Origin of the sequence: Sinosporangium siamense, from assembly GCF_016863435.1 — a bacterium.
GTDB lineage: Bacteria > Actinomycetota > Actinomycetes > Streptosporangiales > Streptosporangiaceae > Sinosporangium > Sinosporangium siamense.
Genome location: NZ_BOOW01000031.1, coordinates 92,375 through 108,752, shown reverse-complemented (window position 1 = coordinate 108,752; position 16,378 = coordinate 92,375). Strand labels below are relative to the sequence as shown.

Below are 16,378 nucleotides of genomic sequence, written 5' to 3'. Positions count from 1 at the left end.
CCTGCCTTCATCCAGGTTGGGATAGCCCGTATCCGGTTGGGATAGCGCGGCAAAAATATAGTAGGACGTCCTACTATGTCGAGACGACGCCGGGATAGCATCCTGTTTCCGCAGGTCGAAGAGGGCAAACCTTGACGGTGAGGCCGGGGGCCCAAAGTCAGTCAGTCGACGATCAATGGGCCTTTGTAGTACGGCAGTGGCCTGAGAGGTAGGGAACGGCACTTGAGGGGATCTATCTCCCTGCGGTTGGCGTGAATCTTGTGGAAAACACTGATGCGCGGGCCGCCCTTGAGGACGGCCCGCGCATCACCACCGACGAATTGAACGAGTTGTCAGGAGCGGAAGGTCACCCCCGGAAGCCCTGGCAGCGGGCCGGCGGGCATCCTGCGGGGACTGGCCACCTGTGTCTTGGCCACCCGCGCGGTGTCCGCCGCCGTGTCGGCACACCGGGTGCCGTTCCGCGGTGCCGTCAAGGAGATGAAGTACCGATCCGCGGCGTCCCGCATGCACGGGCCTCTGGTGTACCCGCCGTGACCGGCGCCCTCGTAGGTGACCAGCCTGGCCTCGGAGCCGATCTGCCGGGCGACGCTCTCCGACCAGATGAGCGGTGTGGCGGGGTCGTGCAGAGTGCTGGTGAGCAGCAGCGGAGGTGTGCCGTTCACCCGCACGGGCCGCTGGGGATATTTCACCGGCGGATACCCGAGGCAGCTCACGGTGGTGCCGAAACCGAGGGGGTTGAACTTCACGTTCGGCGCGATCGACTCGGACCGCCGCATGAGCCCTGCGTAGTGGCGATAGTCGCGAATGGGCAGGCGGTAGTCCTGGCAGAAGATCTCCATCGGATACGGGAGCGTGTCCGCCGAGGTCTTCAGGGACATGAGCGCGGAGGCCGGGGTGCCGGTGCCGTCCGCGTAGGCGGCGAGGGTGGTGGCGAGCCGCGCCCAGGTGGGGCCGTAGCCCGCGCCCCAGACCTCGTAGATGAGCTCCAGCTTGGAGATGCGCGACGTGGGGTCACCGGGGCGGGTGAGCTCGCCGCGCTCGGCCTTGGCCAGCAGGTCCCGCCAGACGGCCCGCACGTCCTTGCCGTTCAACGCGCATTCCGCGGACTTGTCGCACCAGGCGACGAACGCGTTGAAGGAATCCTCGACCGCCCACGCGGACTCGCCGGTCATCCTGCGGGTGTCGAGGCTGTGGTCGATGTTGGCGTCGAGCATCAGGGCCCGGACTTTCCGCGGATAACGCTCGGCGTACATCTGCGCGATGAGGGTGCCGTAGGACGCGCCGTAGTAGGTGAGTTTGTCGTCACCGAGGGCCGCGCGCAGTGCCTCCAGATCACGGGCCACACTCAGTGTGTCGACGTGGTCGTAGATCGGGCCGGTTTTGGCCCGGCAATCGTCCCTGCGCTCCTTGTTGTAGGCGAGGGCCGCGTCGAAGTCGGCCTGGCTTTCCATCAGGAATCCGGGATCGCGGAACAACACGTCGGTCGAGCAGACGATCGGACTGCTGCGGCCGACGCCACGCGGATCGAAGCCCACGATGTCGAAACGGCTGGTGAGGTCGCCGGAGAACGAATACCAATTGTAGATTGTGCCGACCACGCCTGGTTCACCTGGGCCACCCAGCTGGAACACCAGGGAACCGATCCTGGTGGAGGGGTTGGTGGCCTTGCGACGTGCGACGGCGAGCTCGAATGTGGGGCCGGTGGGATTCTCCCAGTCGATCGGCAGGGTGAGGGTGCCGCAGTCGACCGCGGGGTCTTCCGCACAAGGAGCCCAGGTGATGGATCGCGCTTCAGCCTCGGGGGCCTGCGCGACGGCGGGCGGGAGCTGGAGGAGGGAGGCGACGAGGCCCCCTATCGCGGCCAGGGATAACCCGGTGAGCTTTCTCACTATGCGTGTCCAATTGTCATGGTTGAATCCTCAGCCATGCTGGATCCGCATTTTCCCCGTTAAGGTGGCCATAAGGTGTAGATAAGCCCTGGATTAGCTCTTAAAGCGTCTCCCCGGCAACCACCGGACCGCTAAGGGCCGACCGGCCCCCCGCAACCGCTGGACCGTTCAAGACGGCCCTCGGCATCCCCCGGAACGCTCACGCCGAAGGCGGCTCCCACGGCGTGAGCCACTCGGTGGCCGGCCAGCCCTCGGCGGCGGCCATCAGAGGAAAGGCGGTCGCCCCGTCGATCGCCTCGCGCACGATGTCGGCGTGGCCGGCGTGCCGGGCCGTCTCCTCGATGAGGTGGAAAAGCACCCAGCGCACCGACCACGCCTTCACATCCGAGGGATACCACGGCTCCGGCGGCACCGGCACCTCCTGGGCCAGGTCGGCCACCCCCGCCACGATCTCCTCGGTCTCCGCCGCCACCTCGGCGTAGAGGTCGAGCACACTCGCGAGGGTCTCGCCGGGGCCGAGCGTGAACTGCTCCTCATAACCGGCTTCGTCCTCACGCACCCGCTGGACGATCAGGTCGACCCAGCCCCGCTCCATGTGGACGAGGTGTTTGATCAATCCCCCGACGCTCAACGCGCCGGCGGTCGGTGTGGCCCGCGCCTGCTCGTCGGTGAGGCCGTGCGCGGCCACCCGCACGACATGGCGCTGCTGGGCGAGGTAGGCGAGCAGACCTTCGCGCTCGCCGGCGATCGGTGGCACCAGCGCAGGCATGTGACCAGCCCTTTCTCTCGTTTCCTCGACCCTTGGATCCTCCCATCCGGCACCGACGGTTTCCGGAGGTCAGCGTGCGGGACCGGCGCGCCTCAGGCGCCGGACGGCGGTCTGGGCGAGTGCGGCGACGGCCAGCAGGGCGCCGGCCGCGATGAGGGCGGTCTTGGTCTGGGTGAGAGTGGGGAGGACCGCCGCGGCGCCGTCGGCGCGGCCGGGGTAGGCGCGGAGGAGCACGAAGATCATGATGTTCTCCGTGTAGTCGCATACCCATCCGAGGAGCGGTACGGCGGTCGCGCGCCGAGCCCATCGGCCGCCGTTGACGAGGAGTGCCGAGACGACCGTGAGGGCCAGCGCGGCGGGCAGCAGGATGTCGAAGGTGACGAGCAGAAGGCCGTATCGCTCACGGCCCGCCGGGCCATAGGCGGTCAGCGCGCCGTGGGGGTCGCTCCGGGGTTGGAGGTCGAGGATCTGCACGCCGCCGGAGAGCTCCGCTATGGCTCCCGCGCTAATGGGGTGCCGACGTTGGCCGGCACCATCGACACGGCGAACACCCCGAACAACAGCACCAGGACGTGGGCAGCACCGGGAAATTCCGGCGAGATGCCTTATAGCCGGGCTCCCGAAAATCCCCTCAGTCGGGAAATTCCCGCCGCGAGCCACCCCGACCGGCCGGCCACTCATTCCCACCCGCCCGAAACCCGGCCCGACCCGCCACCCGAAACCCACCCGCGGCCTCTCCACACGCGGGTCGTACGGCACAAGCCACCGCCAAGCCGACCCCGCACGGGCCACACCCAGCTAATACCGACAATTGCTCACTTGTCACGCCACATCATGGAGGCGGAGCCGTACGGCACAGCACCCGTGGCGGTTAGCGGCGAGGTCGCCGTGGACCTGAGCCGTGATCTCGGTAACATCTGCCTTCGGACAACGCACCTGCACATCACATGTGCCGGAGCCGACGATCTGCCTGCCCGCACTCACGGGTGGCAGCCGCCACGCACCCGGCCCATGCAACCGAACCAGCCCTCGCGCGCCACTAAAGCCCCCGGCTCGGTGTAAGAGGGTGCACCTGGTGCGGAAAAGCCGCACGCGGTGTAACAAGGCTCTCTCCACACCGGCACATGAATTTATGGGTTTACTCTTTCTCGATCTGCAATAACCTACATACGGCCTAAATTATTGATACCTCCCGTTGGGACTTAGAATGATCACAATCGGAGATTTTGCCAGGCTCGGGCTCGTATCAGTGCGAATGCTGCGCCACTACGACGCCATCGGCCTGCTGCAGCCCGCTTACGTCGACCCGGGCACCGGTTACCGGTTCTATACCGCGGTCCAGCTTCCCCAGCTCAACCGGATCATCGCCCTCAAGGAGCTCGGGTTCACGCTGGAGCAGGTGCGCGCGATGCTCGAGGGCCGGGTCACGGGCGACGGGCTCTCCGGGATGCTGAACACCCGCCGCACAGAGCTTCGCGAACGCATCACGGCCGACACCGAGCGGTTGTCACGGGTCGAGGGGCGGCTGCGGATGATCGAGCGGGAGGGCAATATGAACAACGCCGACGTCCTGCTCAAGACGGTCGACTCGGTGCGGGCCGCCGAGGTCACCGGGCTCGCCGCGAGTTACTCCCATGAGCACATCGGCCCGGTCGTGGGGTCCTGCTTCGACACGCTGATCCAGCAGACGGAGGAGGTGGGGCTAGCACCGGTGGGACCGCTTTTCGCCTACTACGAGAACTCGGTGGACGGAGTCGTCGTCCACGCCGCCTTCCCCGTCGCGGCGACCACCAAGGCGGAATACCCGTTCGCGGTGGTGGACCTCCCCGGCTTCGCCGCGGCGACGACCGTGCACCGCGGCCCGGTTCGCGAGATCGGGCTGGCCTTCCAGTCGCTGGCCGCGTGGATGGAGGAGCACAACCACCGTTCGACGGGATTCGCCCGGGAGGTCTATCTGCACTCCCCGCCCGACTGCCCCGACCAGTGGGTGACCGAGTTGCAGGAGCGGATCACGCCGCAAGACGACGAGCGGCGCGTCGTGCCGGGCGGGCTGGTCAAGCAACACTCCGCCGTCAAAGGTTGACCTTCTCGCCGTGTGAGGCTTTAGAGATGGACCCTCCATCCCATCCTCTGGAGGGCCCGTTGAGCAGATCTCTTACCTTCCAAGCGGTTGATGTCGCCGACGGCGGCGAGCGGTGGGCGAGCGCCGCCCAGGCGGCGTGGCCGCACATGACCCCGTTGATCCCCGAGGCAAGCCGCACTCCTCAGGCCGAGCGGGAGGCGCTCGATCTGTTCGGCCGCCACATGCCGGAGCTGGAGCCGGTGCTCCACCGGCTCGCCACCCTGCTGGACCGGGAGGGAGGGGCGGCGCTGCTGACGCACACGGCGTTCAAGCCGTTCTTCTCCTCTTGCTCGCAGACCTCCGTCGCGGGGGCGTTGCTCCGCAACTACGACTTCCATCCCGACCAGTTCGATCCAACGGTGGCGTTATCCCGTTTCCTACGCCCGGTGATAGGCATGTCCGACCTGATGTGGGGGCTGCTCGACGGCATGAACGACGCGGGGCTGGCCGTCTCCCTGACCTTCGGCGGACGGTTCGTGTATGGCCCGGGATTCCACGTGATGCTGGTGGTCCGCTATCTGCTGGAGACGTGCGAGACGGCGGAGCAGGCGTGGGAGAAGCTGCGCCGGTTGCCTGTCGCGACGGCTCAGAATCTCACGCTGGTGGACGCCGAGCAGGCGCTCACCGTGCACGTCGGCCCCGATATCGAGGCGGTGCGCGCCCGGGAGGTGTGCGTCACGAACCACCAGACCGGCCGGGTGAGCGACGAGGAGGAGGCCACCACGGGCACCATGCGGCGGTTCGCGACATTGCGGAACGCGGCGCGTGACGCGTTGGGGACCGGTGATCCGGTGGAGGCCACGGTACAGGCGTTGCTCCGCCCGCCCCTCTATGGCGTGAAATACGCCCAGTGGATGGGCACTCTCTACACCGCCGCCTACTTTCCCGCCGAGGGGCGTGTCTCCTACATATGGCCGGAACGCCGCTGGGAGCAGTCGTTCGCAAGGTTTGCACCGGGTCAGGTGACGGTGAGCATTCCCATGGAACCCCCACCCACTTCGTGATCATCTTTCCGAAGTACCGGACAACAATGCATTTTCTGGCACTATGACGGTGTGCATAGCGGCCAAGCCCACTTTCGCGCAGCGCGCGCCGCGGTTTTCGCGGCGGTCTGCGTGACGGTGTCGGCGGGGCTGCATGTGCTGGCGGGTGGTCCCGTCATGCGCCTGTCCACGTTAGTGGTCGCGGCGGCGCTGGTCGCCGTCGGCGCTTATGCGCTGGCCGGCCAGCCCCGCGGCCTCGGCGTGCTTCTCGGCGCCAGTTTCGCTGTGCAGTACGGTTTGCACCTCCTTTTCGTGGCCGGCACCCCGGCCGACGAGATCGCCCCGCAGGTCATACACGACGGGCACACCTCGGGTTTCGGGATGTTCTTCGTCCACGTGGTCGCGGCGCTCGCCTCCGGGTGGTGGCTGGAGCGGGGCGAATCCGCACTCGCCTCCTTCCTCGACCTCGCGACCCTTCTCGCCACGGCCTATCTGGCGCGGTTGTGGCCCCGGCTGCTGATCCTGCTCCTGCCGTACGAGCCGGTCACGGCCCCTGCCCCGGCGGACTCGACTCCGCGCCCCGTCACCGCGCTGCTCGCGGCGACGGTGACGCGGCGCGGTCCGCCGTTGTCTTTCTCCGTCCTCTGATCGGCATGTCCTCGCCGGCTGCGCAGTAGCCGGAGGGCACCCGACTTTTCCGCCTATGCCCGCCACTTCTGCGGGTGAGCGGCCGATCCGTGGCGTCCGCCATCCCACCGGACCACGGACCACATCCCGGTGCGAGGTGACACGTCCCTGGCGACGCACGCCTCCACGCCCCGAGAACGGAGAGACTCCCCATGTCTTCCCCTGTCACGACAGAACCCCTGTCCGACGAGACTCCCCCACCCCGCCCGTCCACCTGGGCGGCGTTGCGCCCGCTGCTGCTCCGGCTGCACTTCTACGCCGGTGTGCTCGTGGCGCCCTTCCTCCTGGTCGCCGCGGTCACCGGCCTGCTGTACGCGGCGTCCTTCGAACTCGAGAAGATCATCCACCGCCACGAGTTGTCCGTGCCCGCCTCGGACACGACCGTGCCGCTGTCGCAGCAGGTCGCGGCGGCACAGGCGACCCGCCCCGGCGAACCGGTCGTGCTGGTGCGCCCGGCCGCCGAACCCGGCGCCACGACCCAGGTGCTGTTCGACACCCCCGACGGGGACTCCAGCACCCGTCTCGCGGTCTTCGTCAACCCCCATACTGCCGAGGTGCGCGGCACCCTGGAGAGTTACGGCAGCTCAGGAGCCCTGCCGGTGCGCACGTGGATCTCGGTGCTCCACCGCCATCTGCACCTCGGCGAGGTCGGCCGCATCTACAGCGAGCTGGCCGCGAGCTGGTTGTGGGTGGTCGCGGCGGGCGGCGTGGTGTTGTGGCTGAGCCGCCGCCGCGCCAAGCGCAAGGTGCGGGCCCTGCTGCTGCCGGAGCGCGGCGTCGCCGGCCGGCGGCGGGTGTTGTCGTGGCACGGCTCGGTGGGCGTGTGGGCCGTGCTCGGCCTGCTGTTCCTTTCGGCGACCGGCCTGACCTGGTCGAAGTACGCCGGTGACCACTTCGACCAGGTACGGCAGGCGCTCGGCTGGACGACTCCTTCGCTGGCGGTGGCCGGTGGCCACAGCGATCACGGCGGGGGTGGCGGCGACCACGCGGCGCACGGCGGGCCGGCGGACGTCGCCGTGTTCGACCGGGTGACCGAGACGGCCAGGTCGGGCGGCCTGTCGGGGCCGCTGGAGATCGGGGCGCCCCGTGAGCACGGCTCACCGTACCTCGTCAAGGAGATCGACAAGGTATGGCCGACACGCATGGACCAGATGGCCGTGGCGGAGAACGGCACGGTGGCCGGCACCCTGCGGTTCGACGACTTCCCGCTGATCGCGAAGCTCAGCACCTGGGGGATCAACACCCACATGGGGGTGATGTTCGGGCTTGTCAACCAGATCCTGCTCGGGGTGCTGGCGATCGGATTGGTCGTTCTTATCGTCCTGGGATATCGCATGTGGTGGCAGCGGCGTCCGACGCGGGAACGCGGATGGTCGTTCGGCCGCCCATATCCGCGTGGCGGGTGGCGCGCGGTGCCGTGGCCGGCGCTGGGTGTGCTCGTGGTGGTCACGGCGGGTGTCGGCTATGCGTTGCCGCTGCTCGGCGTCTCCCTGGTGGCGTTTCTCGCCTTGGATGTGATCCTCGGCCGGGTCCGCCGTAAGGACACTTAAGCCATGTCACGTTCGCCCAGAGAATAAGGCCAATAATCCAGACAAATAACGTTATCGGACACACGCCGTAAGATAACGAAACGGTTACGCCTTCACTTGCCCCTCAATGGCGACATATCCCGCTACGCTATGCCTTAACCCTCTCTTGAGGTGCCCGCGGAACGCACCCGGCCGGTTCCCGCGGGACCTGTCTGGTTCCCCCTGGCACCGAAGGAGAGGGCTACGTCATGGAGAATCCGCGCGGCGGCGATGAGTCGAAGGGCGGAGAGGAGGAGTGCGATGAGTGCTCCTCCTCAAGACCCGGAGAGGAACGTCGCTATCGCCGCTGGCACGGATGGCTGGTGCGGATCAGCACGGGAACCACCGCGTTGATCCAGCTCTATCTGGCCATCCGTGCAGGCTGGCCCGAACTGTAGAGAGTTCGGGCCCGCCAACGGCACCGCAAGAGGCGGGGGTCCCGTGAGCAGTAATCGCGCGCTCGGGGCCCTCACCTTCATTCAGCTCCTCGCGCTATTACATCGTGAGGACTGAACACCTGGCTCTATCTCTATATAGGTAGATGGTTTCGACGATGCCAAGCGCTGTTCGTCTTACAAATGCGACCCTCGACGTGCTCGATGTCTTTGCCTCCGCCGACGGCCAACCCGTCTACGGACTTCAGGTCGCCACACTCACTCAACGTCCCACCGGCACTGTTTATCCCCTGCTCACGCGACTGGAAAAAGTCGGCTGGCTCGAAGCGAGCTGGGAATCCTCAGGCCGCGGCAAAGGCCCCCGGCGGCGTTACTACCGGCTGACGCACCAAGGACGGGAACAGGTCACGACCGCGCTGCGCAAGCGCACCGATCCCCCGCCCGCACCGCCCCCCGCACCGCCGCCGAGCGACACCCGTGAGCCGGGCGCGCCGGTGAGCGCCGACCAGATCGTCGCGGAGTTCGTCCTCGACCTGCGGCACCTGCGCGCCGGCGCCGGCAGTCCGTCCTTACGGCAACTCGCCGAGCGCACGTTCTACAGCCGGGCGGCGTTGTCCGAGGCGTTCTCCGGACGCGCGCTCCCCTCCGAACGTCTGCTGGAAACCGTTGTCTGGGCCTGCGGCGGCGACATGTCCGAGTGGACGATGCGCCGCAACCTCGCCGAACAGAGCATCAGATACGGCGAACGCATCCCCTTGGAGTTCTCCGACTTCTATCCGCTCGGCATGCGGTGGGCGCTGTCGGCGCTCGCGGCCGCCGGGGTCGGCTCGCCCGACGCCGAGGACATCGCGCAGGAGACCCTGCTGACCGCGCACCAACGGTGGCACGACGTGCTCAGCACCACCCCCGACCTGCGGCGATGGGTGTGCCAGCAGGCGGTGCGGCGGGCCCACCACCTGCCCGCCCCCGCAGGCGACCCGCTGGAGGACGTGGCCGGGGAACCGCGGGCGGCTGCCGTGCTCACCCTGCCCGACATCGCCGAGGACGTGGTCGAGCGGTTCTCGATCGGCGATCTGCTGCAAGAGCTCGACGCGACCACCAGGGAGATCGTCTATCGGCGGGCGGCCGGTTTCTCGGTGCAGGACACCGCCGACATGCTCGGCATGTCACCCATGGCGGTGTACGGACGGCTGAGTCGTGCCCGCCGTGAACTCCGGGGAACCTTGATCCGCCCGGTCAGCTCGGAATATGCGGAGTTCGTGCAATATCTCGTGCGGCTCCGCGACAAGGCGAACAACCCGCCCCTGCGGGAGATCGCCCAGCACATGGGGTGCAGCCACACCCACATCGCGACCGTGCTGGGCGGCCAGGCTCCCCTGCCCACCTGGGAGTTCACCGCGCAACTCGTCCGGGTGCTGACGCCGCCCAGAAAGACCGGCGACCCGCTCCCCCCGCTCGACAGCGGCCATCAGCCCGACACCGGCCATGAGCTTGAAATCGGGCAGGAACTCGAAATCGCCCGGTCGTTGTGGCTCGGCGCGAGGCGCCTCACCAAGGCCGAGCCCGACACCCCCCGGGACGTCGCGGTCACGACCGACGAAACCCTCACCTTGTGGAACCTGACCGACCAGCTTGAACGCGCCGGCCGCCCCGACCAGGCCGCCGGACTGTGGCGTACGGCTGCCGCCCACGGCAACACCTACGCCATGTCGGTCATGGCGGAGCTGCTCGAACGCCGCGGCGACACCGGCGAGGCCGAGTTGTGGCTGCGCCGGGCCGCGCAGTCGGGCGACGCCGAGGCCAAGCGGGAGCTCACCCGGCTGCTGGAGAAGACCGACCGGGTGCCCGAGGCGATCCGCATCTGGCGGCAGACGCGGGGCACCGAGGCCAAACGGGAACTCACCCGGCTGCTGGAGAAGACCGGCAGGGTGCACGAGGCCATCCAGATGTGGCGGCAGGCCGCGGCGGCCGGTGGCATCCACGCCACCATGGAGCTCGCCGCGCTCCTCGACCGTGCGGGCCGGGTCGAGGAGGCGATCGGCATGTGGCGGCAGGCGGCCGCGGCGGGCAACCTCAGCGCGCTCAAGACGCTGGCGAGGCGGCTGGCGGCCATCGGGCGGATCGACGAGGCGTGTGTGCATCTGCGGTCGGCCGCCGCCGCGGGTGACATCTCGGCCAAGCGGGAGCTCGCGACCCTGCTGGAGCGTGCGGGCCGGGTCGAGGAGGCCATCGAGGCGTGGCGGGGGGCGGCGGAGGCCGGGGGCGCGGCGGCGCTGCGGGAGCTGGCGGTGCTGCTTGAGCAGGCCGGCTTTATCGACGAGGCCATCGAGACCTGGCACCGGGCCGCCGACGCGGGGGTCGACATCGCCCAGCAGGCCCTGGCGAGGCTGGAGGGCAAGCCGATCTCGATTCTCCGTACGGAGTCGGTGCTTTACCGTGCGGCCGAGGCCGGCGACAGCCTCGCCGTACTCGGCCTCGCCGATCTGCTGAGCGAGCAGGGGCGGTATCGGGAGGCCGAGGAGGTGTTGCGCAAGGCGGCGGTGCGGGGAGATCCGCTGGCGAACCAGGCGCTCTCCGACCGTTATCACCGGAACGACCGCCCTGTCCCGATCGGCTGAGCTTCCCGGCGGACCCGATTCATCGGGTCCGCCGGGAGAATCGGGGTTCGCCGGGAGATAGGGACGATGACCGAAAAGCGGGCAATAGGGATTTTCGGTCCTATTCGGCAGCTCGCAACATGTCCTCTAGAGCATCCACGACGTTCGCGAGGCACTCCTCGCCGATCTCGGCGGTCGCCCCCCGGGGATCTCCGAGCACCCCGTTGGGCGTCACGGCGGCGAGGCCGTCGGAGACGAGCTTCTCCAAGGGCACCTCTCCCGTGAATCCGGGCTCGGCCAGCTCCATCTTCACCAGCTCCGGGTGGACGGCCAAGATGATCGAGGTCTCGGCCGCCTCCGCGTGCGGGAGCGCGCTGATCGGCAGGCCGGCCTGGGTCAGGGCCGCCGTATAACCGGCGACGTAGGCGTTGAGGTCCGACAACACCACCACCCGGCGGCCGGGGCTCTCCAAACGTTCGCGCAGGCGATCGGTTCCCCGCTCAAGCGGGCCGAAGTTCCCCCCGTGCGTGGAGAACACGACGACCCTCGTGAATCCGCCCAGGAACAGGCTCGCGGCATATGCCTCGACTATGTCGATCAGCACGGGTTCCGGCAGCGAGATCGTGCCGGGGAAGGCCAAGTGGTGGTCGGCGCACCCCACGGGGATCGGCGCGGCCAGGAGGGCGCCGATACGTTCCGCGAAACGTTCACCGATGGCGTGCGCCTGGTAGGAGTCGGTGAAGGTGGGCAGGTGTGGCCCGTGTTGCTCGGTCGAGCCGGCGACCACGACCGCGGTCGTGCACCCGGCGGCGATGCGCTCCGCCACCTCGACCGTCGACAACTCCCACATGCGTACGTTCACCACTCCACCCTCGCAGACGCGGACCTGCCGCTCCGCACGGGGGCGCGGACCGCTCCACGCGGGGACGCGGACCACTGCATGGACCGCTCCATACGGGGGGATGGAGGCACACGCGAGAGGCCGGGGCGGGGCATCGCCGGCTGTGCCGTACGACCGAAAAGGGTTTTCGGCGGCACCCTAAACCGGAATCCGTCCCTCAACCTTAAGAAAGGCCGAAATATCCATTCAACATAGCGCTCCCGCAGAAGAGGAACCACTTTACTCAACTACACCCGGTTCGTGAACCCTCCAATGCGTACCAAAATTCACACCCAACTTCCCTTGATGATCAATGGATGATCATGTGATACTGCGACAGCACGACATAACCACGCGTAGCGGAAGCTCACTCTTTCGACACGGGGGATTCCCACCGTCCCAGATACCGAGACAAAGGCAAGCTGATGTCGATCTCAGTGAGCAGTGTGAAACCCATGCGCTGCGCGGGCCGCCGACTGATCTCCGGACTCCTCCGCGATCCGATCGAAGTGCTGGAAACGCTTAGCGCAGAGGCGCGCGGCAGGATTGTCGAGCTTAAGCTGGGGCCGTTCACGGCCTATTTGGCGACCCACCCCGAGCACCTCAAGCACATTCTTAAGGGCAATAGTCCAAACTATGTCCGCGAGGGCCTGCTATGGCAGCCGATGCGCCGGCTGCTGGGCGACGGCATCGTCACCGCCAACGGCGCCTCATGGGAGCGCAGCCGCAAATCGATGCAGCCCTTCTTCACTCGCAGACATGTCACCGCCATCGGCGGCTCGGTGACGCGGACGATCGCCGAACAGGTCGACCTCCTGCACGACGACGCCCAAGCCGGAAAACCGGTCGACACCCTGACCGAGATCTCCAGAATCTTACGCGTGGTCTTCATGCGGATCCTGTGCGGGGACCGCATCTCCTTCGACGCCGCCGCCCGGCTCGCCCAGTCATGCGACGCCGCCACCGAATCGATCAAGGCGCGCCTTCTGTTCCCCTTCATGCCGAACACGATCCCTCTGCCCGGCGATCGTGCCTTCCAGCGTGCCACACGTGAGATCGACGACATCATCTATCCGCTCATGGCGGAGACCGAGCACCGGCCGGGCGACGACGTGATCTCGGCGCTCTGCCACGAACCGGAGGTCAAGACCGACGAGGCGGCCAGGCGGAAGGTCCGCGACAACCTCATCAACCTGATCGGCGCCTCCCTGGAGACCTCCGCCCGCAATCTCACCTGGGTGTGGCCCATGCTGCACAAACACCCCGCCTTGGCCGGCCGGGTGTACGACGAGATCGCCCGAGTGGTGGGCGACGGGCCGGTCACCCCGGAGCACGTGGAGCAGCTGACCTACCTTCGGGCGTTCCTGCGTGAGGTGCTGCGGCTCTATCCGTCGGGCTGGCTGTTCTCCCGCACGGCGGTCATGGACGACACGATCGACGGGGTGCGCATCCAGGGCGGGGCCACCATGCTGCTCAGCCCCTATCTCACGCACCGGCTTGAGGAGTTCTGGGATGACCCGCTCGCCTTCGACCCAGGACGCTTCGCCGAGAACGCACCGCGCCGCGCCCCCTACTCCTACGTGCCCTTCGGCGTCGGTCCGCGCAGCTGCATAGGCGAACACCTCTTCATGACCTCGGGCATGCTCACCGTGGCGACCATTCTGAGCAAATATCGCACTGAAATCCGGGAAGGCGCGACCTTCACTCCCGCGGCCGGAGCCTCCCTGCGCATGCGCGAATCCGTCGCCCTCACCCTGCTTCCCCTTCGAGACCTATCGAAAGGACAGGATTGAATGCGCAATACCACCGGCCTGCAGACCGAGTGGTCGTCAAGGGAAGTAGGAAGGATCTGCGCGACAGCGGGAAAGATCCAGCGTTCCCTGCTTAAATGCACGGCCGCATATCCACGGCTTTACGAGCAGCCCATGTTCGACGCCGGACTGCACAGCATTCTCGCGAGCGCATCGGCGTTGGGCGCCCCCTCACTCGACGCCGACCGGCTTATGCTGGCGAACAAGGCGGCGGTCTGGCTTTTCGGCCTTGACTGGCGGGTCGATCAGCAAGCCGGCTCGGCCGACGAGGTCACCGATATCGTACGGCGATGCCGCAGAACTGCGGCCGGTTCCACCCGGGCCGAGGGCGACGACCTGACCCGATTTCTCGCCGATATTCGCGATGAACTGGCCGCCTCCCCCACTTTTGAGTTGCTGCGCGAGGCGTGGCTCGAAGCACTCGACAGGCTGCTCTCGGCTATGCGCACCGAGTGGATGTGGAGGACGGCCCACACACAGAACGGGACACGCTTACCCTCCCTCCCCCAATACCTTGACAACTCCGACAACACCGGCTTTGTCTTCGTCATCGTCTCCCATTGGATCTCCACCTGCGAGCCACCCTCCCCCGCTCTCATCCCTCGCGTGCTCGACGTGGCCGACGCAGTCCAGCGGGTCATACGTCTATTGAACGATCAGGGAACCTACGAGCGTGAACTGCTCTCCGGAGACCTCAACGCGCTGATCCTCGACTCCCGCGACGCGGTGGCCGAGGCGCTCGCACACCACACGGACAAGGCCCGAGACCTGCTGACCGCACTGCGGCAGGACCACCAGGATCACGCCGACCTGGCGAACTACATGGAGCGGCAAATGGAATTCACCACTGGCTTCTACCAGCTCACCGACTTCTGGGGTGAAGCGTGAGAAGAACCGGTGTGCTAAGCGATGTGATCACGAGACTGGCCGACCGTCCCCACGGGGAGGTCTCCGCCTCGATCTATGAGACGGCCCGCCTGGTCTCCTTTGCTCCCTGGCTGACCGGCCACGACCGGCGCGTCCGCCATGTGATCGACAGCCAGCGGGCCGACGGGGGCTGGGGCGGCCCCGGGGACTACAGTCTGGTGCCCACGCTGAGCGCCACGGAGGCGCTGCTCGGCCTCCTGGACCGCTCCGAGGACAGCGACTCCCTGACACCCGCGATCGACAGGGGGCTGGCGTCGGCCTTCCGCCGCCTGAGCGACCGTCCCTCCCCCCTGCCCGACACCCCGGGTGTGGAATTGATCCTCCTGTCCCTGGTCACCCAGGTGAACGAGCATCTGGCCGCGCTCGGCGAGCGCGAGGTGCCCGGCCTGGACCAATGGAAGGGTGAGGCGAGGCTGCCCCTGCCCGCCGGGGTGGCTCCGGAGACACTCGACGCAGTGCGCGCACGAGTCTCCTCAGGTGCGGATTTGCCGGATAAATTCGTGCACCTGTTGGAGGTCGCAGGCCCCAGTGCGCGCCGGGCGCCGGCGGTCCGCCCTGCGGCGACGGGCAGCGTCGGAGCGTCGCCCGCGGCCACGGCGGCATGGCTCGGCAAGGACGGCGTCGCCGTACCCGAGTCGCCGCTGCGTTATCTGGAGAGCACCGCCGCCGATCACTCCTGGCTCGCACCGTGCACCTATCCGATCACCACATTCGAAAGATCGTGGGTGCTCAGCGGCCTGTCGCGGGCGGGGCTCACCTACGCGGCCCCGGCGTCGATGGTGACGGAGATGAGCGCCGCGCTGAAGCCCCTGGGGGCGTGCACGAGCAGCGGGCTACCGATGGACGCCGACACGACCGCGGTCGCGCTCTACACTCTCGAGCTGCTGAACGCCCAGGTCGACCCCGAAGTGCTGCGGCGCTATGAGCTTCCCACCCACTTTTGCACCTGGCCTGGTGAGGAGGGGGAATCGGTGTCGGTCAACGCCCACGTGCTCGACGTATTCGGCGCCCACGCCCGCCGCCAATCCAGATCCGATCACCACATGACCCGGCGGAAGTTGTCGTGGTGGCTGCTGGAACGGCAGGAGCCCGACGGCAGCTGGACCGACCGCTGGCATACCTCTCCCTATTACGCGACGGCCTCGTGCGCGCTCGCCCTCGATCACTACGGCATCGAGGCTCCCGCCGTACGCGCCGCCGTGGGGGCGGCTGTGCGGTGGACCCTCGACACGCAGCGCCCCGACGGTTCGTGGGGCAGGTGGTACGGCACAGCCGAGGAGACCGCCTACGCCCTGCACACGCTGCTGATGACCCGTCCGGTCACCGACCACCGCTGGCGAGGAGCGGTGGACGTCGCGGTGGCCCAGGGGACGGAGTTCCTGCTCGCCCGCACCGAGGCGGCGGACTGGCTGGAGAACGAACCGCCACTCTGGGTGGACAAGGATCTGTACCTCCCGGCCGCCATCGTGCGATCCTCGGTCGTCACAGCAGCTCATCTGGCCCAGGTCAGCTCACCCTTTACCGCTCAACATCGGGCAATATAACCATAAACCAGGCACACCCGCTAAAGACGGACACATTGTCACATGTAGACAATGCCGCCTTGAGCCAATTTCCGCTTATTGCTAAAGTTCCCGAGGCGTGGGGCGCTGCGGCGTTCCACGCTCCGTGACATCTGGCTGTGAAGAGCTGTTAAGCAGCCGGCCAAGATGGCGGGCCCACTCGAAATCATTTCGCCGGGACGGGTGTA

Annotated in this window: 13 protein-coding genes; 9 read left to right on the top strand and 4 right to left on the bottom strand. The window is 67.5% G+C overall.

Translation table 11 applies throughout. The features are described 5' to 3' along the window. Positions 1–332 precede the first annotated feature (332 nt). The 3 genes from Ssi02_RS24730 to Ssi02_RS24720 all read right to left on the bottom strand — a co-directional run bounded on the left by Ssi02_RS24730 (position 333) and on the right by Ssi02_RS24720 (position 3,132). On the bottom strand, positions 333–1,889 hold the full coding sequence (locus Ssi02_RS24730; protein WP_204029744.1) for an alpha/beta hydrolase: 1,557 nt from the start codon (positions 1,887–1,889) through the stop codon (positions 333–335). Positions 1,890–2,088: 199 nt separating this feature from the next. Beyond that, on the bottom strand, positions 2,089–2,658 hold the full coding sequence (locus Ssi02_RS24725) for a DinB family protein (protein ID WP_204029743.1): 570 nt from the start codon (positions 2,656–2,658) through the stop codon (positions 2,089–2,091). A gap of 69 nt (positions 2,659–2,727) precedes the next feature. Then, complete coding sequence (locus tag Ssi02_RS24720; protein WP_204029741.1) at positions 2,728–3,132, bottom strand: hypothetical protein; 405 nt, start codon at positions 3,130–3,132, stop codon at positions 2,728–2,730. Positions 3,133–3,865: 733 nt separating this feature from the next. Between Ssi02_RS24720 and Ssi02_RS24715 the strand changes: the two genes are divergently transcribed. From Ssi02_RS24715 to Ssi02_RS24690, 6 genes are all read left to right on the top strand, one after another. Next, on the top strand, positions 3,866–4,741 hold the full coding sequence (locus Ssi02_RS24715; RefSeq protein ID WP_204029739.1) for a MerR family transcriptional regulator: 876 nt from the start codon (positions 3,866–3,868) through the stop codon (positions 4,739–4,741). A gap of 59 nt (positions 4,742–4,800) precedes the next feature. Beyond that, complete coding sequence (locus Ssi02_RS24710; protein ID WP_204029736.1) at positions 4,801–5,784, top strand: C45 family autoproteolytic acyltransferase/hydrolase; 984 nt, start codon at positions 4,801–4,803, stop codon at positions 5,782–5,784. 111 nt (positions 5,785–5,895) lie between these two features. Beyond that, complete coding sequence (locus Ssi02_RS24705; RefSeq protein WP_204029734.1) at positions 5,896–6,411, top strand: hypothetical protein; 516 nt, start codon at positions 5,896–5,898, stop codon at positions 6,409–6,411. Positions 6,412–6,602: 191 nt separating this feature from the next. Further along, a complete protein-coding gene (locus Ssi02_RS24700) occupies positions 6,603–8,000 on the top strand; it encodes a PepSY-associated TM helix domain-containing protein (RefSeq protein WP_204029732.1) in 1,398 nt (465 codons plus the stop codon). Between the two features lie 227 nt (positions 8,001–8,227). Then, positions 8,228–8,416: a hypothetical protein gene (locus Ssi02_RS24695; protein ID WP_204029731.1), complete on the top strand. Its 189-nt coding sequence runs from the start codon at positions 8,228–8,230 to the stop codon at positions 8,414–8,416. Between the two features lie 155 nt (positions 8,417–8,571). Beyond that, a complete protein-coding gene (locus tag Ssi02_RS24690; RefSeq protein ID WP_204029729.1) occupies positions 8,572–11,031 on the top strand; it encodes a helix-turn-helix transcriptional regulator in 2,460 nt (819 codons plus the stop codon). A gap of 100 nt (positions 11,032–11,131) precedes the next feature. On the opposite strand, the gene Ssi02_RS24685 is transcribed toward Ssi02_RS24690, so the two are convergent. Then, entirely contained in the window at positions 11,132–11,872 is a 741-nt protein-coding gene (locus tag Ssi02_RS24685) for a creatininase family protein (protein ID WP_204029727.1), read from the bottom strand. Between the two features lie 443 nt (positions 11,873–12,315). On the opposite strand from Ssi02_RS24685, the gene Ssi02_RS24680 reads away from it, so the two are divergent. The 3 genes from Ssi02_RS24680 to Ssi02_RS24670 are packed head-to-tail and all read left to right on the top strand — an operon-like array spanning position 12,316 to position 16,172. Then, positions 12,316–13,683: a cytochrome P450 gene (locus Ssi02_RS24680; protein ID WP_204029725.1), complete on the top strand. Its 1,368-nt coding sequence runs from the start codon at positions 12,316–12,318 to the stop codon at positions 13,681–13,683. Next, on the top strand, positions 13,684–14,589 hold the full coding sequence (locus Ssi02_RS24675) for a terpene synthase family protein (protein ID WP_204029723.1): 906 nt from the start codon (positions 13,684–13,686) through the stop codon (positions 14,587–14,589). It begins immediately after the preceding gene. Positions 14,590–14,600: 11 nt separating this feature from the next. Continuing rightward, entirely contained in the window at positions 14,601–16,172 is a 1,572-nt protein-coding gene (locus Ssi02_RS24670; protein WP_204029721.1) for a prenyltransferase/squalene oxidase repeat-containing protein, read from the top strand. Positions 16,173–16,378: the final 206 nt, after the last annotated feature.

Excerpts from the sequence above, each read along its gene's own strand:
- Ssi02_RS24725 (WP_204029743.1), bottom strand. The coding sequence starts at position 2,658 with ATGCCTGCGCTGGTGCCACCGATCGCCGGCGAGCGCGAAGGTCTGCTC.
- Ssi02_RS24715 (WP_204029739.1), top strand. The coding sequence starts at position 3,866 with ATGATCACAATCGGAGATTTTGCCAGGCTCGGGCTCGTATCAGTGCGA.
- Ssi02_RS24700 (WP_204029732.1), top strand. The coding sequence starts at position 6,603 with ATGTCTTCCCCTGTCACGACAGAACCCCTGTCCGACGAGACTCCCCCA.
- Ssi02_RS24695 (WP_204029731.1), top strand. The coding sequence starts at position 8,228 with ATGGAGAATCCGCGCGGCGGCGATGAGTCGAAGGGCGGAGAGGAGGAG.
- Ssi02_RS24690 (WP_204029729.1), top strand. The coding sequence starts at position 8,572 with ATGCCAAGCGCTGTTCGTCTTACAAATGCGACCCTCGACGTGCTCGAT.
- Ssi02_RS24680 (WP_204029725.1), top strand. The coding sequence starts at position 12,316 with ATGTCGATCTCAGTGAGCAGTGTGAAACCCATGCGCTGCGCGGGCCGC.
- Ssi02_RS24675 (WP_204029723.1), top strand. The coding sequence starts at position 13,684 with ATGCGCAATACCACCGGCCTGCAGACCGAGTGGTCGTCAAGGGAAGTA.